We start from the raw sequence: 21784 nt of genomic DNA, 5'->3' as shown, positions 1-21784 counted from the left end.
ATGCGTCACCGGGAACGAAAGCAGGCCCGATCCAAGCGCGGCCTTGATCTGCTCAGGGTTCATAACGTTGATTTCCTCTATGGTTGATAGCCCCAGATAATCGGGATATCAGACCAATGTCAATAGTCATCATACAACTCATCATACAAGCTATTTTAGCGCGCCAGCCAGCCGCCATCGACATTCAACACCGCACCATGGATGTAGTTCGCAGCCGCCGAAGACAGAAACACGGTCGCACCCGCAATGTCTTCGGAGCGCCCCCAGCGGCCCGCCGGAATCCGCTCGAGTATTGCCTTGTTACGTTGAGGATCTGCCCTTAGAGCCTCGGTGTTGTTGGTCTCGATATAGCCGGGCGCAACCGCATTGACGTTGATGCCTTTTGACGCCCATTCGTTGGCGAGAAGCTTCGTGACGCCCACAACGCCATGCTTGGCGGCGGTGTAGGACGGTACGCGAATTCCGCCCTGGAAGGAAAGCAGCGACGCGATGTTGACCACCTTGCCGGACATGCCCTTCGCAAGCAGCTCCTTGGCAAAAGCCTGGGTCGTGAAGAACAGTGCCTTGAGGTTAACATCCATGACTGCATCCCAATCAGCTTCGGAAAAATCAACCGCGTCAGCGCGACGGATGATTCCGGCGTTGTTGACGAGAATGTCGAATTCCGCACCGGCAAATACTCCGGTTGCCGCCATCGGATTGGCGAAATCAAGCGCCAGTGCAGTCGCCCTTCCCCCGGCCTTGTCGATGAGCGCAAGGGTCTCGTCGGGCGCCCTGCGCGCGGCGCAGACAACCTCAGCGCCCGCCTGAGCCAGGCCAACTGCGATCGCTTGGCCAAGACCAGTATTCGCCCCTGTGACGAGAGCCTTATGTCCTTCAAGAGAAAAGAGATTTTTCATCGCAGATCCGCCGGTTGAATGAAATCCATATCCGTGTAATCGACGTTGTCGCCGGCCATCGCCCAGATGAAGGTATAAGAGCCGATGCCCGCGCCCGAGTGGATCGACCATGGCGGCGAGATCGCGCCTTCCTCGTTGGCGATAAACAGATGCCTCGTCTGCTGCGGCTCACCCATCAGATGGAGCACGCGAGATTTTTCGTCCATACCGAAATAGAGATAGGCCTCCATGCGGCGATCATGCACGTGGGAGGGGATCGTGTTCCAAACGGAGCCGTCTTCGAGCGTTGTGTAGCCGAGCACGAGCTGGCAGCTTTCCATCACGAGCGGGTGGATGAACTGATTGATGGTCCGCTTGTTGGAGGTTTCCATCGCGCCAAGCTTGACCTCCTTGCTTTCACCGAGTGTCACAAGCCGCGCCGGCAGGCTGCGGTGCGCCGGGCAGGAGACGATGTAGAAACGTCCGCGTCCGGCAAACGTCACCGCACCAGAACCGGCCCCGAGATAGAGCACATCGCCGCGGTTGAGCGCGTATATCTCATCACCGGCTGTCACCGTACCGGCCTCACCGATGTTCACGACACCCATTTCGCGCCGGTCAAGGAAGGACGGCGTCTTCGTTTCCTCGACCCGATCGAGCGTCAGCGCAGCACCGTTAGGAACGGCACCTCCCATAACGAAGCGATCGTAGTGCGTGTAGACCAGCCGGATCTCACCGGGCCGGAACATATCCTGCGCCAGGAAATGCTTACGCAGGCCTTCTGTATCGAGCGCTCGCGCATAGTCCGGATTAACGGCCTGCCTTGTTTCGACGGTCAGCATTCGGTCCTCCTTTGAGGTATTGCGAACAAGAGATAATACATGTAAGTCCGTATTGTATGATAACGTGTTCAAGGTCAAGACCCGAATGAAACGCCTCCTGATCACGGGCGCGGCTGGCGCGCTTGGCCGCGCCTTGCGACCGCGACTGGCGTTGCTTGCCGAAACAATCCGTCTTGGCGACATCGCACCGGCTGATGTCACCGGCCCCAACGAGGAATGGATGCACTGCGATCTCGCCGAACGATGGGCCGTCGACGCGATGGTGGCGGGCTGCGACGGTATCGTGCATCTGGGCGGGATCTCCGTCGAACGCCCGTTCGACCAGGTTGTCACCGGCAACATCGTCGGCCTCTACAATCTCTACGAGGCCGCCCGCGCCCATGGCTTGCCCCGCATCATCTTTGCAAGTTCAAACCACACGATCGGCTACTATCCGCAGACTGATCGACTTGGGCCCGATGCACCGTTTCGCCCCGACGGGCTCTATGGTGTGTCCAAATGCTTCGGTGAATCGCTCGCCCGCCTGTACTTCGACAAGTTCGGACAGGAGACAGCACTGGTGCGCATCGGCTCCTGTACAACTGAGCCGATGGACCATCGGATGCTGTCGACCTGGTTTTCTCATGGCGATTTCGCATCGCTGATCGAAGCCGCTTTCCGCTCCCCAGTGCTTGGTTGCCCGGTCATTTGGGGCGTTTCAGCAAACGACAGCTGCTGGTGGGACAATTCGCATCTGACTTGGCTCGGCTGGAGGGCGAAAGACAACGCCGAGGCCTGGCGCGAGAAAATCGAAACGAACGTGGCTAAACCAACCCTCGACAAATCAATGGCGCGCTTTCAAGGCGGTGCCTTTACCGACAATCCTATCTTCAAGGAGTGACAATGACCTTCACCCCTCACGGCAAACACCTGGTTGCGGGCGAGTGGATCGCGACCGAGCAGACATTCAGCAGCGAACCGGCCCATGGCGCCGCGTTTGACTTTTCCGTCGGCACGCCGGATCTGGTCGACAGGGCCGCAAAATCGGCCGAGGATGCCTTCTGGTCTTATGGCCATTCAAGCCGGAAAGAGCGCGCGGCATTTCTGGAAACGATTGCCGATGAGATAGAAAGCCGCGGGGCGGCCATTACCGAGATCGGCAGTGCAGAAAGCGGTCTGCCGCCCGCCCGGCTAGAAGGAGAACGTGGACGCACCACCGGCCAGCTCCGACTTTTTGCAGCCCATCTCGGAAAGGGCGACTATCTCGACAGACGCCACGATGAAGCGCTGCCGGACAGAAAGCCCCTCCCGCGCCCCGACATCCGACTGCTTCAGCGACCTGTCGGTCCGGTTGCGGTGTTCGGGGCCTCCAATTTTCCGCTGGCTTTCTCGACAATGGGCGGCGATACCGCGTCGGCTCTTGCCGCCGGGTGCCCGGTCATCGTGAAGGGCCATTCAGCCCATCCTGGGACGAGCGAAGTGGTTGCCGAGGCTGCCCACGCAGCGATCAGGAAGCAAGGGCTTCACCCCGGCGTATTCTCACTCATCCAGGGCGGTCGCCGGGACGTCGGCACTGGCCTCGTTACACATCCCCTCATCAAGGCCGTCGGCTTTACCGGCTCGCTTGCGGGTGGCCGCGCGCTTTTCGACCTATGTGCGAAGCGCCCGGAACCAATCCCCTTCTTCGGCGAACTGGGTTCGGTCAACCCGATGTTCATCCTGCCCGAAGCCGGCAAGGTCCGCTGCGAGGAAATCGCCAAGGGTTGGGCAAGCTCGTTGACGATGGGCGCCGGACAATTCTGCACCAATCCAGGCATTGCCGTGATCGCAGCAGGCGAGGCGCCAGCGTTTGCGGAAAGCGTGCGTGCGGCGCTTTCGCAGATCGGCGCACAAGTGATGTTGACGGATGGAATTGCCAAAGCGTATCGCGATGGGCGCAATCGCATCGCCTCAGGCCGCGGCGTTCGCGACGTCTTCACATCCAGCTGCGATCGGCGCAACGTCACACCCAATCTCTTCCTCGTCTCTGCACGGGACTGGCTCGCCAACCATGCGCTTTCAGAAGAAGTCTTCGGCCCGCTCGGCCTCATCGTCACGGCCGAAAGCATTGAAGAACTGGTCGTCGTCGCCAGGAGTTTCGATGGCCAGCTGACTGCAACTCTTCATCTCAACGACGGAGACACCGATCTTGCACGCCAACTTATGCCGATCCTGGAGCGCAAGGCCGGCCGTCTTCTCGTGAACGGATTTCCCACGGGCGTGGAAGTCTGCGACGCCATGGTTCATGGCGGGCCCTATCCGGCCTCTACGAATTTCGGCGCGACCTCGGTCGGAACTATGGCGATCCGCAGGTTTCTGAGGCCCGTATCCTATCAGAATGTACCTGACGGGCTTTTGCCTGCTGATTTGCTATCGGATTGAGGAGCGATTGCCTCGTCCGCCATCTTTGGCGTATCCAGAGATAAAGCGGCAGGTGCCGCCACATTCTGGAACCGGGCAACCACATGACGATAGCGACTGCTTCCGATACGAACGCCCCGCAGCCCAGGACCCTGGTGGCAAAGGTTACCGACGTTCTGCGCTCCCATATCGCCGAGGGCCGCTACCGGCCCGGCGACCGCCTGCCATCAGAGGCGCAACTGACCAAGGAATTTAACGTCAGCCGCACTGTCGTAAGAGAAGCGATTGCAGCACTGCGTTCCGACGGATTGGTCGAGGCACGACATGGCGTCGGCGTTTTCGTGCTGGAGCCTGCCCCGGCCGCAAGAAATTCGTTTCACAACGTCGATCTCGCCCGCGTCTCATCATTGATCGAGATGCTGGAAATCAGAACGGCAGTCGAAGGCGATGCGGCCGGGTTGGCCGCGCTTCGCCGCTCCCCGGGACAGGAAGGCAAAATTATCGAAGCGTTCGAAGCATTTCGCATCCGCGCCGAAAGTGGTGAGCCGACCGCCGAAACCGATTTTGCTTTTCATCTCGCCATTGCCGAAGCGACGAACAATCCAAGGTTTGCCGAGTTTCTCCATGTGCTCGGGCCGGCTGTCATCCCGCGCCGTGCGGTCGCCCGCGAGGGAGAGGAAGCCGCCCTTCCCTCCGTCGAGATGCGCCGGCTTCTCGATGAACACGAGGCGATACTCGACGCGGTCCAAAGCGGGGATGAGGAACAGGCTCGCGCGGCCATGCGCGATCACCTGAAGAACAGCCAGACACGATATCGCTCCATGCTGCGAACCTTGCGCTAGCACTGGTTGAGAGAGCCGCACTTGCATTCGAACAGATTACGACTAACATGCCAGACAGGTTTGAGCATGTTGGGACGAAAATGGAAGCCGTAAACACTATGGAGCGTGGCACGTCGCTTGCGGCAAAAATCAGCGCCGCGCTGCGTCGCGATCTGGCGGAAGGCGTGTTTCGCCCCGGCGACCGGCTTCCGAGCGAAAGCGCTCTGACGCGCGAGTATTCCGTCAGCCGCACAGTCGTAAGGGAAGCGATTGCCATCCTTCGCGCCGACGGGCTGGTCGAAGCGCGCAAGGGCGCCGGCATATTTGCCCTTGAGACAAAGCCGGAAAAGGAGCAGCCTTTCAAGGATTTGAAGACCGAGCGGATTTCGTCGGTCATAGAGCTTCTTGAACTTCGGACGGTTTTCGAGGTGGAATCGGCAGGGCTGGCGGCCGCGCGCCGTTCACCCGCCCAGATCGAAACCATCCTTGAAGCCCATCATCGTGTTGGCGAGTGCCTGGCAACTGGCAATCCTACGCGCGATGCGGATTTCGAGCTTCACCTGGCGATTGCGGAAGCCACGCAAAACCGGCGTTTTCCGGAGTTTCTCCAACTGATCCGTACTGGCATCATTCCGCGCGGCGAGTTGCAGGGATCTGCGCCGGGGTCGCGCCCGAAGGACTACAACCTCCATCTTCAGGAAGAGCATGGCCAGATCGTTGAGGCAATCATCGAAGGCAATGCTGAAGCGGCGCGCGAGCGCATGCGCGCCCACTTGCGGGGAAGCCTTGATCGGTACAACGCGCTCTTGCGTTCCCGCACCATGAGCCCTGACGCAATTTAATAGACGCGCAGAGTTGTCATACAGGTAAAAGGACATGTATGGTGATGTTGTCATACATCACCTATGAGGTCCGCATGTCTCTTCCTACTTTCCCCACGATTTCGACCGATACCGGCGTCACCCGCCAGGTGCTTTCAGATTCGCCTGAGCTCATGGTCGTCTCCTTTCGCTTCGAAAACGGTGCAAAAGGCAAGCTCCACCGCCACCCGCACGTGCAATCGACCTATGTGGCGCGCGGCAAATTCCGCTTCTTTCGCAATGGCCAGACCTATGAATTGAAGACTGGCGACAGCCTCGTAATCCCCGGAAACACGGAACATGGCTGCGAATGCCTGGAGGCAGGAGAGCTCATCGACTGCTTCACACCCCGCAGAGATGACTTCCTCTCCGTCAGCTCTGCTTGACACTCGACATAACCTGTGACAGGTTCAGTGAAAGTTGTCATACAGGATTGGAGCCTGTAACGCCTCACCGCAGGCGACTGACAAACGGAGGAACCATGTCAATTCGTCGCCTACGCTTCCACGGCGTGGCCGGGCAGGTCGGGACCATTGCGGTCACGTTGCTCGGCCTTCTGCTCCTGACGTTCTTCATCGGCCGCCTTATGCCTGCCGATCCGGTCCGCGCGATCGTCGGGGAGGACGCAACCCGCGAGACCTACGAACAGGTCTATCGTTCGCTCGGGCTTGATCAACCTCTTTGGGAACAATTCGCCTACTATCTTGGAGACGTTTTCACCGGCAACTTCGGAACCTCCATCCGCACGGGCCAGCCGGTCATTCAGGATATCCTGCACGTGATGCCGGCAACGATCGAGCTTGCGACCTTCGCAATCCTCATCGGAGCCGGCCTCGGCGTTCCGCTCGGAGTGCTTGCTGCCGTCAACAAGGACCGCTGGCCCGACCATGTCGTGCGCGTCTTCAGCCTGTTCGGGCACTCCATGCCGATCTTCTGGACCGGCATGATCGCGCTTATCGTCTTTTATGCTTATCTCGGCCTCGTCGGCGGCAGCGGACGCATGGACCAGTTCTATATTGGCCTTGTCGAGGAGCGGACCGGATTCCTGCTAATCGATAGCCTGATCGCCGGCGAAATGGATGTGTTTTGGTCGGCCGTCAACCACATCATCCTGCCGGCGTCGCTGCTTGGCTACTCCTCGTCCGCCTATATCACGCGCATGACCCGCAGCTTCATGCTGGATCAGCTCGGTCAGGAATATGTCACGACGGCGCGCGTCAAAGGCCTTTCTCGCAGCCAGACGATCTGGCAGCACGCCTTCATCAACATTCGGGTGCAACTGGTCACCATCATTGCGCTTGCCTATGGCTCGCTGCTCGAAGGCGCCGTGCTGATCGAGACGGTCTTCGCGTGGCCGGGCTTTGGCCAATATCTCACCAATAACCTCATTACCGGCGACATGAACGCCGTCATGACCTGCGTCCTGATCGTCGGGATCATCTTTATCGCCCTCAATCTTCTGTCCGACGTTCTCTATCGCATCTTCGACCCGAGGACACGCTGATGACCACCCAAGCTGAAACTGCGTTCCGCTTGCCGGCTCCGCTTTACGCACTCAAGAACATCGTGCGCTTCCTGTTGAAGAGCCCAACCTCGACCTTCGGTCTTGCGGTCCTAGTGCTGCTCGTCCTTGTCGCAACCTTCGCGCCGCTGATTGCCACCCATGACCCCTATGCCCAGAACCTCGCAAACACGCTGCAGGCGCCTGGAAATGGACATCTGTTCGGCACCGACGAGCTTGGTCGTGACATCTTCAGCCGCCTGGTCTGGGGCTCGCGTATCACGCTTACGATTATCTTCCTCGTCTCGATTGTCGTTGGCCCAATCGGGCTCGTCATCGGCACGACTGCCGGCTATCTCGGCGGGAAGGTCGATACCGTGATGATGCGGATCACGGACATCTTTCTCTCCTTCCCGAGCCTCATTCTTTCGCTCGCCTTCGTTGCAGCCCTGGGTCCAAGCCTGAACAACGCCATTATCGCGATTGCGCTGACCTCTTGGCCACCGATCGCACGCCTCGCGCGCGCAGAGGCAATGACCTTTCGCAAGGCGGACTACATCTCGGCAGCCAGGCTCCAGGGCGCATCGGCCACACGCATCATCGTCAAGTCGATCATGCCCATGTGCCTGCCCTCGGTGCTCATTCGCCTGACACTGAACATGGCGACCGTTATCCTGACGGCTGCCGGTCTCGGTTTTCTGGGGCTCGGCGCCCAACCTCCGCTGCCGGAATGGGGCGCGATGATTGCGACAGGCCGCAAGTACATGCTGGACAGCTGGTGGCTCGTCACCTTCCCGGGTGTCGCCATTCTTTCGGTCAGTCTCGCTTTCAACCTTCTCGGCGACGGGCTGCGCGATGCGCTCGATCCGAAGCAGATGAACCGGAGGTAGACCGATGAGCCAAGACATTCTTCAGGTCGAAAACCTCCGCATCCGCTATGGCGGCGCAGCGACCGATGCCGTGCGCGGCGTGTCCTTCACCCTCGGCCGCGAACGCCTTGGCATCGTTGGCGAGTCCGGTTCCGGCAAATCGACGGTCGGACGGGCCTTGCTGCGACTTCTGCCGGGCGCCACGATTACCGCCGACACGCTGCGCTTTGCCGAGCTTGATCTGACAGCCCTTTCGGAAAAGGAACTGCTCAAGGTTCGCGGCCGGCGCATGTCCATGATCCTTCAGGATCCGAAATTTTCTTTGAACCCTATTCGCCGGGTCGGTGACCAGGTGGCGGAAACCTATCTGCGGCATTTCAATTGCACCAAGGCGGAGGCGCGTGAAAAGGCGCTCGCCATGCTGTCGGCAGTCAAGATCCGCGACCCGGAGCGCGTTTATGACCAGTATCCGCACGAGATATCCGGCGGCATGGGGCAGCGCGTGATGATTGCCATGATGCTGCTTGCTGATCCCGAGCTCGTCATCGCCGACGAACCGACCTCCGCACTCGACGTCACGGTGCGACTTCAGGTATTGAACATTCTCGATGGGCTGGTGCGGGATCGCGGCATCGGGCTCATCATGATCAGTCACGATTTGAACCTTGTACGCAATTTCTGCGATCGCGTACTCATCATGTATGCCGGCCGTATCGTTGAAACGCTGGCCGCCCGCGATCTCGACAAGGCCCAACATCCCTACACCCGTGGCCTGCTGGCAGCTCAGCCGCGGATCGGCGGCCCACGCGCACCGCTCCGCGTGCTCGATCGCCGTCCCGAATGGCTGGAGGAGAAAGCCTGATGTCCGTCTCTATCGAAGTTCGCGATGTCTCTATCACCTTCGGTAGCGGTCCCACCGCGGTCAAGGTGTTGCCAACCGTCACCTTCTCCGTGGCGCCGGGCGAATGCTTCGGCCTCGTCGGCGAAAGCGGATCAGGCAAATCCACGGTCCTGCGTTGCATCTCTATGCTGACCGACATCTGGACCGGCGACGTACTGATCGGCGGCAGGTCGGTGCGTGACATGCCGCTGATTGAGCGTTGCCGCACGCTGCAGATGGTCTTCCAGGATCCCTACGGTTCGCTGCATCCACGCCAATCGGTTCGCACGGTGCTGAACGAGCCTCTCGTCATCCACAAGCTCGGCGACCGGGAGGAGCGCATACGCAAGGCAATCACGGATGTGGGGCTGCCGGTCTCCTTTCTCGATCGCTTCCCCCACCAGCTCTCGGGCGGCCAGCGCCAGCGTGTTGCGATCGCGCGGGCGCTGATCCTCGAACCTTCCCTGCTGCTCCTCGACGAGCCGACGTCGGCGCTCGATGTTTCGGTGCAGGCGGAAATCCTGAACCTGCTTCAGCGTCTGCGTGAGGAGCGCGGCTTCACCTACATCATGGTGACGCACGATCTGGCCGTCGTGGACCATATGTGCGACCGTTTCGCGGTCATGTTGCGCGGAGAAATCACCGAAGTGCTGCCGCGCGAGGCGATCCCCGGCAACCAGGCAACCCACGCTTACGCGCGTGAGCTGATCGGCGCCTCGCTGGAGTACGAAGGCTCGCACTGAGCAAGCCGCATCTCCTCCCAAAAGAAGACTCCTCCTCCCCAACTCGCCCGGTCCTGTGCCGGGCTTTTCCTTGCCTGATGGCCCCGGTTGAGGACTATCGGGTGTCTGAGCTTGCCAATGATCCCGGGAGCACGCCTGCGACCTTTTCGGCGAGTGCAGCCCGGGCATGTGAACCTGGCCGCGGCACGCTTGCCAATCGCTGCCCCTCCCCAGACGTACCGGTGATGAAGGTCTTCGCGAGGCGAGGGCGATGGGTAGGCAACCACGCAAACCCACAGATGAGGAATACTTCGGCTTCAAGCGAGAGGAAACCGAACAGCGGCAGCCACGGGGTGACGTTGCCGATTTCGTTCCGCATGCGTTGGCGCCCGGCCGACGGCACTTTTCAATGCAAAAAGAAGGCGCATGATCACATGCGCCTTCTTTCCTTCATTTCATTAAATTCCCGGAGCCAGTCACCGCTCCTTGGTGACACCTTCGAAGCGCGAGAGCCAGGGGCTGACGATCATCCCTTTCACATCGCTGCGGTACGCGGCCGTGTCGACCACTTCCGAGAAGGGTTGGATCGACATGACGACCTCGTCCATGTACTGCTGCACGCCCTCGTAGAGCTTGGCCTGCTTGGCCTGGTCGCGCTCAACCAGGGCCTCTTCGATCATCTTGTTCAGCTTCTCGTCATAGAAGCTGGTGCGCCAGCTCTGATAGTTGGTGAGCTTGGCATCGTCCGAATTGTCGGGATTGTAGGCGATAGAGCGTAAATTGTTGTCGGGGTGCGGCTGCTGGCCACCGCCGCCGCGGCCGAGAAGCAGTTCAAAGTTCCGTTCACGCATCGCGCCGTAGATCTGGTCGCCCGAACCGCTGATGAGCTCCGCCTGGATGCCGGCCTGGGCAAGCGTGTTCTGGATGGCCGTCGCAGCCTTCATGAAAGGATCTTCAGACAGCACACGCAACGTCGTCTTAAAGCCGTCCGGGTAGCCTGCCTCGGCAAGCAGCGCCTTTGCCTTGGCCACATCAAGTTTGTAGCCTTCGTCCGGCAGCGCGCCGAGGACGCCTGTCGACAAGGGCCGCTGATGCAGCTTGCCGTAGTAGGGCATGACAGCCTTGTCGAGACCCTCGTAATCGATCAGGTAGCGCAGTGCTTCACGCACTTTCTTGTTGGCGAAGCGCTCATCCTTCATCGAGACGCTGAGGTAGTAAAAACCCGAGCCTGGTGTCGATGCGATGGCGATCGCCTCATCGGCCTCGAGCGACTTCAGGTCCGGCGCCTGCAAGGAATAGGCAACGTCAATGTCGCCTTTTTCCAGAAGCAGCCTCTGCGACTGCGATTCCGGCAGATGGCGCATCAGCACCCGCTTCATTGCGGCCTTTTCACCCCAGTAGTCGTCGTTGCGCGCGAGGATGATGTACTCGTTCGATTTCCACTGCGTGAGCGTGAAGGGGCCGGAACCGGCGGAGTTCAGGGTCAGCCAGGCGGCGCCAAGATCGCCGTCCTTCTCGTTTTCGAGAACCGTCTTGCTGTCGAAGATGGAGCCAGGTCCGTTCTGCGCAAGGATCATCAGCAGCAGGTTCGGGTCGTCGGGTTTCGGAAGATTGATAACGAAGGTGTGGTCGTCTTCGGCGACGAAGGCTTTGTCGGCTTCTTCGAGCGTGAAGCCCCTTGTTTTCAGGAAAGAAGACTGCGCGAGATTACGCGCAAGCAGGCGCTTCAGGCTCCAGGCAACATCCTGAGCCGTGACGGGATTGCCCGACGCAAATTTCGCATCGCTACGCAGGTGAAAACGAATTGAATCGCGATCGGCGGAGACCTCCCAGCGCTCGGCAAGGCGTGGCTGGACACTGCGGTCCTTCGGCGAAAGGATGACCAGCGTATCGTAGATGTTGTTGAGGACCTGTACGGTCTCGCGGCCAGTGATGGCAGCGGGATCGAGCGTCAGGATGTTGCTCATTGTCGTTGCGACGACGAGTTGATCTTCCGGAGTTTCGGCGAACACGCCGTGTGGCGTTGAAGCGATGAGAAGCGCGCCGAACGCGACCGTTGCTAGAAAGCGTTTCATGTTTCCTCCTATTGCGGCCGCCCATGCGGGAGTTCGGCCTTCCGGTTACAAGTTCTGCCCCACCTGTTCCTCCACAGGCACCAGGACAGATCAGCCAAGAATTTCGGCAACGGGTGCTGCGAGCGCCCGGCCAATCGCCGCCGTGGCAGCGGCTTCCAGATGGACTCCATCGACCCGCGAGGCGTGTGCGACAGAGCCGGCATCAAAGAAGGCGTGTCCAAGTTCATCTGCGAGCTTGCGGTAGAGCGGAGAAAGCCGCTCTGATTCAGCAATGCTGCGTCCCGCCGCTGGCACCCCGCCCGGACCGGCGCAACAGGGTGGAGGGGCAACGATCAGCATTTTTGGCCTCGCACCACTTGGCTTGTAGGGAAAGGTATCGATGATTTGCGCCAACCGGCGCACGCCGGAGACCGCTCCCTCCGCCCGCCCGCCATGCACGGGCTTGATGTCATTTGTACCGAGCATCACGATGATGAGGTCGAGCGGCATGTGGCTTGCGAGCGCCACTTGCAGCGCCTTGGCCCCATTGCGGCACGCCGGTCCACCATGGTCGTCATAGCAGGTTGTGCGGCCACCAAGTCCTTCGGGAATGACCTTTGCCGCACCGTTGAGTTCACGCGAGAGCACCTCGGGCCAGCGGCCTTCAGGCGGATGGCGTAGCCCGGTCTGCGGATCCGCTCCCCACGTCAGGCTGTCTCCAAAAGCGAGAATGGTTTTCATGAAAGATACCCCGCTTCTCACCGCACGCGGTTGTTCTCGATGAACTCGAAGTTGATATCCTCGCCGAGCCCCGGCCGAGCTGGGACATGGACATAGCCCTCGCGATCCATTGGATCGGACAATGACTTTAGGTAGTCGTGCCCGTCGTCGTATTCGAGGAACGGGTGAAGCAGCCCGCGTTCGTACCAGCGGCAATTCTTCGTCGCCGCGACGACATGCAAGTTCATCGCCGTATTGCCGTGTACCTCGCACTCCATCCCGAAGGCCTCGGCAAGATGCATCGTTTTTAATGCCGGCGTGATGCCGCCCACGTCATTCACCCCGGTCCGCAAGATGTCGCAGGCGCCCGCCTTGATCCATTCGGCACGGTGCCAATGCTTGCCGCCAGCGCTTTCCGGACCAACGACGGGGATATCGAGATTGTCGGCCAGCCACTTGTAGGAAGACAGCGACTGCTCATCCATCGGCTCTTCGATCCAATCGAAGCCGAGTTTTTCCAGTCCCCGCCCCAACTCGAGCGCATCCGTGCGCGAGTACCAATGAAAGGCGTCGATCATCAGGCGGATATTCGGTCCGACGGCTTCGCGCACGGCCGCACAGGCCTTGATGTCCATTTTCACATCCGGCGCCCAGCTGACAGGCGGCATCCAGGTGTGCAACTTGATGCCCTTATAGCCGCGCTTGACGAGAGCTTCGGCAAAGCGACCATAGTCTTCAGGTGTTGCGAGCCCCCCTTCCAGTTCGTCGCCGCACATGATGGAACCGTAGGCCAACACCTTATCGCGATAGCCGCCCACCAACTTGTATACAGGTTGCTTCAAACTCCGCCCGGCGAGGTCCCAAAGGGCGCAGTCGACCACCGCGAGCGTGCGATCCGTCAACTGCGCGGCCGATCCGCGTTGCCAATGGGCAAGGTCCTGCCAAAGCCGCTCGCGATCTCGGTGGTCCTGGCCAATCAGGACTTTCTTGACGAATTTGTCGATGACATGCGACCGCACGATTTCCGGCGCCGTGAATGAATGCCCCTCATGGCCGTCCTCCGTGCGAACAGTCAGCATAGCTTGCTCTACCTGGTGCGGCGGGCCTGGATGCGCGTGACCGGCGCTGTCCGAATGGCGGCGCGTGGTCGTGCGGAAAACCCGCACTTCGACGTCAGTGATGATCATTGGTCCTCCGGCATGTGAAAGGCGCGGCCTGGCCACACCAACTTGTCTAGGGCTAGATTAGACAGATATCAGTCAACCTGTCAAACCTGTATGACATGTTTTTAGAATATACCTGATAAGAACCCGGCCGCCCTGTGATCTCGCATAGATCGGGACGCAAGCCATGATGCGAGCGGAGCGACAACTTCGTGCTCCAGCAGGGCGAGCGACCGGCCAACATGTGAGATCAACATCGCGTGCCGAACGAGGGGAACATGCGCAACAGCAACGGAAACGACCGTCCACTCGCGGGCTGGGTAGGTTTCCAGTCAGCCCCCGAGGAACCAGACGTGAAATTGCCCTCGATTGGAAATCGCGCTGGCTTGTAGCAACGCTCGGCAGACCCGTCCTGATCCGGGTTTCTTCGCGGTTACGCACCGCTGAGCAGGGCTTCTGGTAGAAATCGAAGGCTGTGTCATCGGCAGCGCCAAAGTGGGGGACCCCATTCCTTCACGACACGCTTTGGAAGCACAAATGCGGCTGCGAGACTGCCCTATCCTTTTTGACTGCGACCGCTACCAACGAAGGGCTATCGAAACCACTCCCTGTCCGCACGATGTAGGTCTGATCCTTCGCATACCTTCGCCATCACCTCAGCGGGCAGCCTTGCAAAGATGACCTTGAACGAAGCAGATCCTCGCCGAAAATACGCTGTCCGCTATCCGGACGGACTGACATCACAAGAAGCAATCGCCCTGCTCGAGCAGGCATGCGCCGACGTCGCCCCGGACCTAAGACTGAGCGAAATGAGTGGCGGAGCCACGGTCGAGGGCGAGCCTTGGCACGTCCTGTCGATCTGCTTGGCGCTGCCGCTGTTCGAGATGACCGAGATACCCTAGCCGCCCTCGCCAGCTATGCGCCTTTGCCCCAGCCCCCAACGACCGGTGAAGTCCGCGTCAAAGGACCAGACGTCTATCGGGGGGCGTTTCCCGATCCGTGCTACTCGCCGGTGCCGGAAAGCAATTCGTCGAGCTGATCCAACTGCTCGGGCAATGCGGCCGCCCCGCTCTGCAGTGCTTCCTCAAGCGCTTCCTTGGACGGATAGACTTCGTGGAAAGTCAGCAACGTTGTGCCGCCCTCGTCCTTAAAGGTCACGGTCGTGATTGCGCCCTCTTCGCCCTCATCGTTGGTCCAGACTATGCGCTCGTTCGGCACCACTTCAAGATACTTGCCATAAAACGCCATGGTGTCCGAACCGCCGGCCCCGAATTCCAGCCGATACCTGCCGCCGGTACGCACGTCCATCTGGCACGATACGAGCGAAACGCCAGGTGCCGATTTCGGCACCCACCAGCGCTGGAACAGCTCGGGCTGGCTCCACGCCCTGTAGACCATGCTCGGCGGCGCATTGAATGTCCGCGTTACGACGAGTTCGCGGTCCCCTTTGCGCTCGACTGACGTGCGGTTCTGCGCGCCAGCGGCTTTGTTGACTTGCTCATTCATCGCTTACCTCCCGTTTCAGTTCGCTGATGATCTCGTCCAGTGCTGCGAAGCGGGCCTCGAAGAGTTTGCGATGCGCCTCGATCCACTCGGCCTCCGCCTCAAGGCCACGTTTCCCAAGCTTGCAGGTTCTCACCCGTCCGACCTTCTGCGTGACGACGAGCCCCGCCCGTTCGAGAACCTGGATGTGCTTCTTCATGCCGGTCAGTGTCATCTGGAACTTGTCCGCCAGACTGGTGATCGACGCGTCCCCTTGCCCAAGTAGATCGATGATCCCGCGACGGGTCGCATCGGACAGCGCCGCGAACGAGAGATCGAGAGGGGCATTATAATACTGAACCATGTAGTTCAGTATTTAACTTGCTTCCCAAGGAAACGCAAGCGGCGCGGCGGGGGACGCTTTCACTTCTTTTTAACCACGAATCGTGAAACTGCGCCGATCCGGAGGCATGATGCCGACGTTCGTCTAGGGTAAAAGTGCATGCGTAACCCGCAAGATCAGAAGCTCACTTCCGGCGCGACCAATTCGGAACCCGGCTACCTCGTCACCCGCCGTGCCCTGCTTTCGAACCTCGGCGTCATGACCCTGCTTGGTGCCTCCGGCTGCTCGCAGTCCCTCGAACTCCCATCGCTCGAGCCGTCCAGTCGGATGTCGACTGCGGGCGTTGACTATATGTCGACCGGGGCAATCCCACCGATCAGTGTCGACAGCAACATCACCGACAACAGCACGATGTATGCCTCGCTGACCGACAATGGCTTCGTCATCCCGGCAATCCCATTCCAGAAAGTCAAACCGGAATTCCGTCGTCAGATCGTTCGCGACCCTACCGGCGAGGCGCCGGGCACGATCGTGGTGAGGCTTAGCGAGCGGCATCTATATTGGGTGCAGGAAGGTGGCGAAGCGGTCCGCTACGGTGTCGGCATCGGCAAGGCCGGCTTCGAGTGGAGCGGGCGGGCAGAGATCCAGTATACGAAGGTGTGGCCGATCTGGACGCCGCCCAAAGAGATGATTGCGCGCAAGCCGGAGCTGGTGAAATGGACGGGCGGCCAGCCGGGTGGCCTCGACAACCCGCTCGGAGCCCGGGCACACTATATCTTCAAAGACGGCCAAGACACCGGCTATCGCGTGCATGGCTCACCGGAGTGGTGGACCATCGGCACACAGGCATCTTCCGGTTGCGTACGCATGATCAACCAGGACGTTGTCGATCTCTACAACCGGGTCAAGGCGTCGCCGACCAAAGTCCCGATTGTCGTCGCATAAGAGGGCGCTTCGTGCCCATTTCTAACGGTCACGCGGGATGCCAAACACCCGGGCCGATGCGGATGCGGATAAAGCCGCCGCCACCGCGGCCGAAATCGAGCGGCAAGGTGAAAGCCAGCAATTGACGGCCCGAGCAGCCGTGGAGACGGGGCAAGAAGTAGAGCCCCTCCTAGCAGGCGGCATGATCCCCCAAATTCTGGGCCGCCACTTCAAGAAACGCGGTTGAAGTAGCGACCACCACGGTGTCGGAGAGTATCGAAGCGACCCGACGCATTCTCGCAACCGGGCGCCTCGCTGGTCAGTAGTACGGCGACACACATTCCTGGCGCGGCCCATAATAGGGTTGGAAGGAGTTGTCGTAGGCACGGTATGAACGATAGCGGTCATAGCACCATTCGACATGCGACGACGGCGCGTTGGAATAGACCCGCCGAGGCGGTGAGGCGATCCCGCCACCGATGATCACTCCTGTCCCGAATGCGGCCAGGGGATACCACCATCCATCACTGTGACGACGGTACCCGTCGCGGCGGTACCGGTAACCCTCATAGCCATTGTAGTAGCCGTAGCGTGGAGCCGCATTGTAACGGTTGCCGCCGTAACGGTAGACGTCGTAGCCGCGCTTGTGCGGCGGTCCGCCGTAATGACCTGGCTTATGATGGATCAAATCGACCGGCTGGGAAGTCGTCTGCCCAGCGGAAACAGAGAACATCGGCGCCGCCTGCGCCGACACCGCCGATAGCGCCGTACCGGCGGCCAAGAGTACTGCACCTATTTTCTTCATAATTTCCCACCTACAGCGTCAAAGTGATCGGTATTCGACCCCTAACGGGCCAAACGGGCTCGGCACCATGCAGGTGCCACCGATCATCAACAGATCGAATCCCTTCGACGAACTTAGTCAACGCGAGAGGTTCTGCCATAGGACCTCAGTCCGATGGCAGCCGGCAAAGGTCTTATGTGCTCGGCAAGCGCAGCGGTTCGCACCAAAAGAAGAAGGCGCATGTTTTATTCCGGAGCGGCCTCGGCCCGCCGTCGAGGAGCATTTAGCGATCAGCAGACGGCCGTCGCTCAGTGTCTAAAAAAGAAGAGTGGCGGAAGGCGCTAAATTGGCCCCCCGCGACCGCAAGTTACGTACGATTTCTCATTCAGCAATTGCAGAGACCTCGCGCAGCCACTCGATGAACAGCCGTCCGCTTTCCTTTTTCGGTCTTCTCGCCGGCACCACGACAAAATATGCCGCCCTGGTGCGAATGGAGGCTTCGGTAAGGCGGACCAAACGAGTTTGCCGAATAAGGTCGGAGACAAGGCGGTTCCAACCGAGCGCAATGCCTTGCCCGTTCATCGCCGCATAAATGGCTTCCGTATAGAAGCTGCATCGCAGGCCGCGGGCGCGTTTCGGCGCCTTTACGGAAAATGCTGCAAGCCATTCATCCCAGCCCGTCCATGTCGGGTCATCAATATCGCTCGTAATCAGCGGATGATTGATGAGGTCTCCCGGCGTGCGGATCGGATCCACGGTGGCCAGATAATCTGCACTGCAAATCGGGAAAACCTCGTCCTCGAACAAGAACTCCGCCTGGCCGTCCGGCCAGGTGCCGGTCCCGTAGCGGATCGCCAGGTCCACATCGCTAGCCTCGATGCTCGTTCGGGCATCTTGTGTGATGATGCGAAGCTTGATTTCGGGATAGGCTCGAGAAAAGGCAGCGATCCTTGGCAGCAGCCAGAAATGTGAAAAGGAGATGGTCGCTGCAATTGCCAGCTCGTCATCTGCTCCCTCCGACCGAAGATCCGCAACGGTGTCGGCAATAAGATTGAACGCGTCGCCGGCCGCTGCGGAAAGCAGCCGGCCTTTATCAGTCAGTTCGATCTTGCGATGAAGCCGCCGAAACAAGGGGAACCCAAAGTCCTCTTCGAGCAAATGGATCTGTCTGCTTATAGCCGCCTGCGTCACGCCGAGTTCCATCGCGGCCCGTGTGAAGCTCGACAATCGAGCCGCTGCCTCAAAGGCCGTCAGCGCGGTGAGCGGCGGTAGTTTCTTCCTCAGGTTGACCATCTTGGATCCATTACATTTGGTAATGTGAAACGCGCATATTTGTGCCGTTGAGCGACTGACGCGCCTGAGCGATCCTCTTTGTGGAGCCCGTCGAGCTTCCGATCGGAACATAAGGTGGAATTATGCTGCAGACATTTGCTTCTCCCATATCATCGCTGCTTGATGCAAGAGCGGAGGGCCATTCGCTTCCCGCCGGTCTCTACACGCGAGAGGATGTCTTCGAGGCGGATCTGGAGGTCTTTTTCCGCCGGCACTGGATCTGCATTGGGCTTGAATGCGATGTACCGGAGCCGGGCGATGCAACCGTCGTCGATATTGGCAAGACCAGCCTCATCCTCCTGCGCGACGATGACGGCGGGATCCGCGTCATGCACAATGTCTGCCGCCACCGAGGCGCCCGACTGCTCGATCCAGGCAAGACGATCGTTTCGAAGCTTGTCTGTCCCTACCACACCTGGACCTATGAGCTTTCCGGTGAACTGAGCTATGCGCCCCATATGGGCAAGAGCTTCGACAAGGAATGCCGCAGCCTCAAGCCCGTGATCTTCAAGTCGGTTGGCGGCCTTGTTTATGTCTGCCTTTCGAACGATCCGCCCGAAGATATTGAGCGTCTCGTCGGGGTCATGGCAGAACGGCTTGCTCCCTACGATATTGCCAACGCCAAGGTCGCGTATGAATCCGATGTCATCGAACAAGGCAACTGGAAGCTCACGATCGAGAACAACCGTGAATGCTACCACTGTTCCGCCAACCATCCCGAGCTCTGCGTCTCCTTCGTCGACCTCGATTTCGGCTTCGATCCGGACGCTTTGAGCCCGGAAGATCGCGCCCAGGCGGAGGAGCATTTTTCGCTCTATGAGGAGCGCACCAGGCGGTGGGAGGCAGATGGCTACCCCTCCGCGGCGGTCGAGCAACTGGTGGACTGCACCACCAACTTTCGGACGCAACGGCTGATCATTTCGGGGGCGGGCGAATCCCAGACGCCCGACGCGACCGCTGCCTCGGCAAAGCTGCTCGGCACGATGTCGCGCAAGGATCTCGGCGACATGCATCTCTGGGGTCACAACAGCTGGAACCACTTCATGGGCGACCACGCCGTCGTTTCGGTTGTCATCCCGCTCTCGGCCGACAAGACGCTCGTCCGGACGAAATGGCTTGTGCACAAGGATGCCGTCGAGGGGGTCGACTACGAACTCGAAAAACTCACCAACGTCTGGATCGCCACAACCGAGCAGGACGCCGAACTGGTCGCCCGCTCCCATGCCGGCGTCGAAGATCCCGCTTACGTGCCGGGTCCCTACTCGCCCTTCTCCGAAACAAACCTCGACAAATTCGCGTCGTGGTACATCGACCGGATGCGCGCCCATGGATACTAAGAGCAACTTTTCTCCCGCCGGGCGTCTCGAGCCGAGCGATATCTGGAGCCGCGACGCGGACGAGGACCTGGTCTGCATCGATGTCCATCAGGAAACACACGACGTGAAGACCTTTACCTTTGCGTCCACCGAAGGCAAACGTTTTGCCTTCGAAGCCGGTCAGTATTTCCTGTTCGACCTCGATATCGAGGGCGAGCCGGAAAGCCGCTGCTACAGCATCTCGTCCTCGCCGAAGCGCAGCAATGCGTTCTCGGTGACCGTCAAGCGCGTCGCCGACGGCAAGATCTCGAACTGGCTTCACGATCGGCTCACGGTCAACGCCAAGGTCAAGGCGAACGGTCCTCTCGGCCAGTTCATTCGCCCGAACGGTCGGAAGTACCTTTTTCTGTCGGGAGGGTCGGGGATCACACCGGTCATGGCGATGGTTCGCGAATTGGCCGATACATGCGAGCCTGTCGACGTCGTCTTCATGCACGCGGCGCGAACCCCGAAGGACCTCATCTTCCGCGACGAACTCGCGTCACTCGCCAACCGGATGAAGGGCCTGCGCTTGCAGTTTCTGCCGGAAGTCGTTACCGGCGAAACCAACTGGCATGGCCTGACGGGACGCATATCGGCTGCTTACTTGCAGCTTGCTGTTCCCGATATCGCCGAACGCATTGTCATGTGCTGCGGCCCTGCGCCGTACATGGCGGCCGCGCGCACGATCGCTGCCGAACTCGGCGTTCCGCAATCCAACTACATCGAGGAGAGCTTCGATGCGGCCGTGATCGACACCCCGGATATTCCTATCGTCGATCAGCCGGCGACCCGAACGTTCCAGGTCGAGTTCTCCAAACAGGGCCGCAAGATCGAAATCGGGGGCGAGCAGACCGTGCTCTCCTGCGCAAAGAAAGCGGGCGTAAAACTCGCCTCATCGTGTTCGAACGGCGTCTGCGGCACGTGCAAGTCCAAGCTCGTATCGGGTTCGGTCGAGATGAACCACAATGGCGGAATAAGGCAACGAGAGATCGATGCTGGGCTTTTCCTTCCTTGCTGTTCGAAGCCGCTCAGTGATCTCGTCGTCGATCGCTAGGCTTGGCCTAGCGATCGACATAGCGGACAGTCAGCGGTCTGACTATTAGGCAGGAAGCGCGCCGCTCTTCTTGGCCGCCCAGGTGGCGAGAACGTCCATCAGGACTGGGTTGAGACAGTCATAGGGTTCGAGGCCCAGTTCGCGCAGGCGGTCACGCACGCCATTCATCTTTGCCGGATCGTATCCGCTTTCAATAATCGAAGACACGAAGGCCGCAAACCCCGGTTTTGCCCAGCCCGTTTCCTGGAACCGTTCGGGATGAACGAAGGACAGGCCCTTGAACGCGTGGTCGCGTTCGACAGGGCCGTACATGTGTACGCCGCAATCCTTGCACGCATGGCGCTGGATCAGCGCCGCCGGGTCCACGACCACAAGCTTGTCGCCATTTTCGAGCACCTCGACATTTTCCGTTGGCGCGACGGCGACAACCGAGAACACGGCACCATCTGGTTTCCAGCACTTTGTGCAGCCGCAGACATGGTTGTGGGCGATATCACCCTTGACGCGGACCTTCACGGGATTGCTCGCGCAGTTGCAGACCAGCGTGCCGCCGGAAAAGGCAGCGTCCGTCGCCTTGAACCCGTTGTCGAGGGATGGATGGATCGCAATGCTTGGCATGGGCTTCTCCTCCTTCTGGCCGGCGCACAATGCCCGGCTGCTTGTTGGCGCCGCCGGCTAGATCACGCTGCGGCGCAAAAAGTGTATTTGCAGTCTGGAAACGGTCCTCAACCCGCGCTCAGTATAACACCACGCTGCGAATGCTCTCGCCAGAATGCATCAGTTCGAAGCCCTTGTTGATGTCTTCGAGCGGCATCGTA

The 21784-nt window shown here is 59.9% G+C and carries 24 protein-coding genes; 13 read left to right on the top strand and 11 right to left on the bottom strand.

The window, feature by feature from the left end:
• Positions 1–155: 155 nt before the first annotated feature.
• Both kduD and kduI read right to left on the bottom strand, forming a co-directional pair.
• A complete protein-coding gene (gene kduD, locus ASE71_RS05570) occupies positions 156–899 on the bottom strand; it encodes a 2-dehydro-3-deoxy-D-gluconate 5-dehydrogenase KduD (RefSeq protein WP_060516787.1) in 744 nt (247 codons plus the stop codon).
• Positions 896–1720 carry a 5-dehydro-4-deoxy-D-glucuronate isomerase gene (kduI, locus tag ASE71_RS05565; RefSeq protein ID WP_034801876.1) on the bottom strand — a complete coding sequence of 275 codons (825 nt, stop codon included), beginning with the start codon at positions 1718–1720 and terminating at the stop codon, positions 896–898. The genes kduD and kduI overlap by 4 nt, the downstream gene beginning before the upstream one ends.
• Positions 1721–1805: 85 nt before the next feature.
• Between kduI and ASE71_RS05560 the strand changes: the two genes are divergently transcribed.
• From ASE71_RS05560 to ASE71_RS05520, 9 genes are all read left to right on the top strand, one after another.
• The gene (locus tag ASE71_RS05560; RefSeq protein WP_060517375.1) at positions 1806–2600 is read left to right on the top strand and encodes an NAD-dependent epimerase/dehydratase family protein; all 795 of its coding nucleotides are present in this window, start codon (positions 1806–1808) and stop codon (positions 2598–2600) included.
• A 2-nt stretch (positions 2601–2602) separates the two neighbouring features.
• Entirely contained in the window at positions 2603–4120 is a 1518-nt protein-coding gene (locus ASE71_RS05555; RefSeq protein ID WP_060516789.1) for an aldehyde dehydrogenase (NADP(+)), read from the top strand.
• A gap of 83 nt (positions 4121–4203) precedes the next feature.
• Positions 4204–4941, top strand: a complete 738-nt coding sequence (locus ASE71_RS05550) for a FadR/GntR family transcriptional regulator (RefSeq protein ID WP_060516792.1) — start codon at positions 4204–4206, stop codon at positions 4939–4941.
• Positions 4942–5021: 80 nt separating this feature from the next.
• Positions 5022–5762: a FadR/GntR family transcriptional regulator gene (locus tag ASE71_RS05545; RefSeq protein ID WP_034801882.1), complete on the top strand. Its 741-nt coding sequence runs from the start codon at positions 5022–5024 to the stop codon at positions 5760–5762.
• 74 nt (positions 5763–5836) lie between these two features.
• On the top strand, positions 5837–6166 hold the full coding sequence (locus ASE71_RS05540) for a cupin domain-containing protein (protein WP_060517377.1): 330 nt from the start codon (positions 5837–5839) through the stop codon (positions 6164–6166).
• Between the two features lie 95 nt (positions 6167–6261).
• Complete coding sequence (locus tag ASE71_RS05535; protein ID WP_060516793.1) at positions 6262–7284, top strand: ABC transporter permease; 1023 nt, start codon at positions 6262–6264, stop codon at positions 7282–7284.
• Positions 7284–8171 (top strand): ABC transporter permease, encoded by an 888-nt coding sequence (locus ASE71_RS05530; RefSeq protein WP_034801886.1) that lies wholly within the window; start codon positions 7284–7286, stop codon positions 8169–8171. Before ASE71_RS05535 ends, ASE71_RS05530 begins: the two co-directional genes overlap by 1 nt.
• A 4-nt stretch (positions 8172–8175) precedes the next feature.
• Positions 8176–9012, top strand: coding sequence for an ABC transporter ATP-binding protein (locus tag ASE71_RS05525; RefSeq protein ID WP_034801888.1), 837 nt, complete (start codon positions 8176–8178; stop codon positions 9010–9012).
• Entirely contained in the window at positions 9012–9773 is a 762-nt protein-coding gene (locus ASE71_RS05520; RefSeq protein ID WP_034801890.1) for an ABC transporter ATP-binding protein, read from the top strand. Before ASE71_RS05525 ends, ASE71_RS05520 begins: the two co-directional genes overlap by 1 nt.
• Before the next feature lie 455 nt (positions 9774–10228).
• On the opposite strand, the gene ASE71_RS05515 is transcribed toward ASE71_RS05520, so the two are convergent.
• From ASE71_RS05515 to ASE71_RS05505, 3 genes are all read right to left on the bottom strand, one after another.
• Complete coding sequence (locus tag ASE71_RS05515; protein ID WP_060516795.1) at positions 10229–11827, bottom strand: ABC transporter substrate-binding protein; 1599 nt, start codon at positions 11825–11827, stop codon at positions 10229–10231.
• A gap of 90 nt (positions 11828–11917) precedes the next feature.
• On the bottom strand, positions 11918–12547 hold the full coding sequence (locus ASE71_RS05510; RefSeq protein ID WP_034801894.1) for an SGNH/GDSL hydrolase family protein: 630 nt from the start codon (positions 12545–12547) through the stop codon (positions 11918–11920).
• 17 nt (positions 12548–12564) lie between these two features.
• Complete coding sequence (locus ASE71_RS05505; protein WP_060516797.1) at positions 12565–13713, bottom strand: mandelate racemase family protein; 1149 nt, start codon at positions 13711–13713, stop codon at positions 12565–12567.
• A 653-nt stretch (positions 13714–14366) separates the two neighbouring features.
• Between ASE71_RS05505 and ASE71_RS05500 the strand changes: the two genes are divergently transcribed.
• Positions 14367–14591: a hypothetical protein gene (locus ASE71_RS05500; protein ID WP_060516801.1), complete on the top strand. Its 225-nt coding sequence runs from the start codon at positions 14367–14369 to the stop codon at positions 14589–14591.
• Positions 14592–14691: 100 nt separating this feature from the next.
• Here ASE71_RS05500 and ASE71_RS05495 read toward each other — a convergent pair whose 3' ends face one another.
• Together ASE71_RS05495 and ASE71_RS05490 are read right to left on the bottom strand one after the other, a co-directional pair.
• Positions 14692–15195: an SRPBCC family protein gene (locus tag ASE71_RS05495; protein ID WP_060516803.1), complete on the bottom strand. Its 504-nt coding sequence runs from the start codon at positions 15193–15195 to the stop codon at positions 14692–14694.
• The gene (locus tag ASE71_RS05490) at positions 15188–15535 is read right to left on the bottom strand and encodes an ArsR/SmtB family transcription factor (protein ID WP_034801901.1); all 348 of its coding nucleotides are present in this window, start codon (positions 15533–15535) and stop codon (positions 15188–15190) included. The genes ASE71_RS05495 and ASE71_RS05490 overlap by 8 nt, the downstream gene beginning before the upstream one ends.
• Positions 15536–15673: 138 nt before the next feature.
• Between ASE71_RS05490 and ASE71_RS05485 the strand changes: the two genes are divergently transcribed.
• Positions 15674–16459, top strand: coding sequence for a L,D-transpeptidase (locus ASE71_RS05485; protein ID WP_060516805.1), 786 nt, complete (start codon positions 15674–15676; stop codon positions 16457–16459).
• A 28-nt stretch (positions 16460–16487) separates the two neighbouring features.
• Here the strand turns inward: ASE71_RS05485 and ASE71_RS37320 are convergent, their stop codons facing one another.
• From ASE71_RS37320 to ASE71_RS05470, 3 genes are all read right to left on the bottom strand, one after another.
• Positions 16488–16613: a hypothetical protein gene (locus ASE71_RS37320; protein WP_274533430.1), complete on the bottom strand. Its 126-nt coding sequence runs from the start codon at positions 16611–16613 to the stop codon at positions 16488–16490.
• 144 nt (positions 16614–16757) lie between these two features.
• Complete coding sequence (locus tag ASE71_RS05475; RefSeq protein ID WP_060516810.1) at positions 16758–17243, bottom strand: BA14K family protein; 486 nt, start codon at positions 17241–17243, stop codon at positions 16758–16760.
• 360 nt (positions 17244–17603) lie between these two features.
• A complete protein-coding gene (locus ASE71_RS05470) occupies positions 17604–18515 on the bottom strand; it encodes a LysR substrate-binding domain-containing protein (protein WP_060516812.1) in 912 nt (303 codons plus the stop codon).
• A gap of 122 nt (positions 18516–18637) precedes the next feature.
• On the opposite strand from ASE71_RS05470, the gene ASE71_RS05465 reads away from it, so the two are divergent.
• Together ASE71_RS05465 and ASE71_RS05460 are read left to right on the top strand one after the other, a co-directional pair.
• A complete protein-coding gene (locus tag ASE71_RS05465) occupies positions 18638–19891 on the top strand; it encodes an aromatic ring-hydroxylating oxygenase subunit alpha (RefSeq protein ID WP_060516815.1) in 1254 nt (417 codons plus the stop codon).
• Positions 19881–20966 carry a hybrid-cluster NAD(P)-dependent oxidoreductase gene (locus tag ASE71_RS05460; RefSeq protein ID WP_060516817.1) on the top strand — a complete coding sequence of 362 codons (1086 nt, stop codon included), beginning with the start codon at positions 19881–19883 and terminating at the stop codon, positions 20964–20966. The genes ASE71_RS05465 and ASE71_RS05460 overlap by 11 nt, the downstream gene beginning before the upstream one ends.
• A 45-nt stretch (positions 20967–21011) precedes the next feature.
• Here the strand turns inward: ASE71_RS05460 and gfa are convergent, their stop codons facing one another.
• Positions 21012–21584, bottom strand: a complete 573-nt coding sequence (gene gfa / locus ASE71_RS05455; RefSeq protein ID WP_060516820.1) for an S-(hydroxymethyl)glutathione synthase — start codon at positions 21582–21584, stop codon at positions 21012–21014.
• Between the last annotated feature and the right edge of the window lie 200 nt (positions 21585–21784).

The sequence above is a fragment of the Ensifer sp. Root954 genome (genome assembly GCF_001429005.1).
Lineage (GTDB): Bacteria > Pseudomonadota > Alphaproteobacteria > Rhizobiales > Rhizobiaceae > Ensifer > Ensifer adhaerens.
The sequence above is the reverse complement of the archived record's forward strand: the minus strand, read 5'-3'. Positions and strand labels throughout refer to the sequence as shown.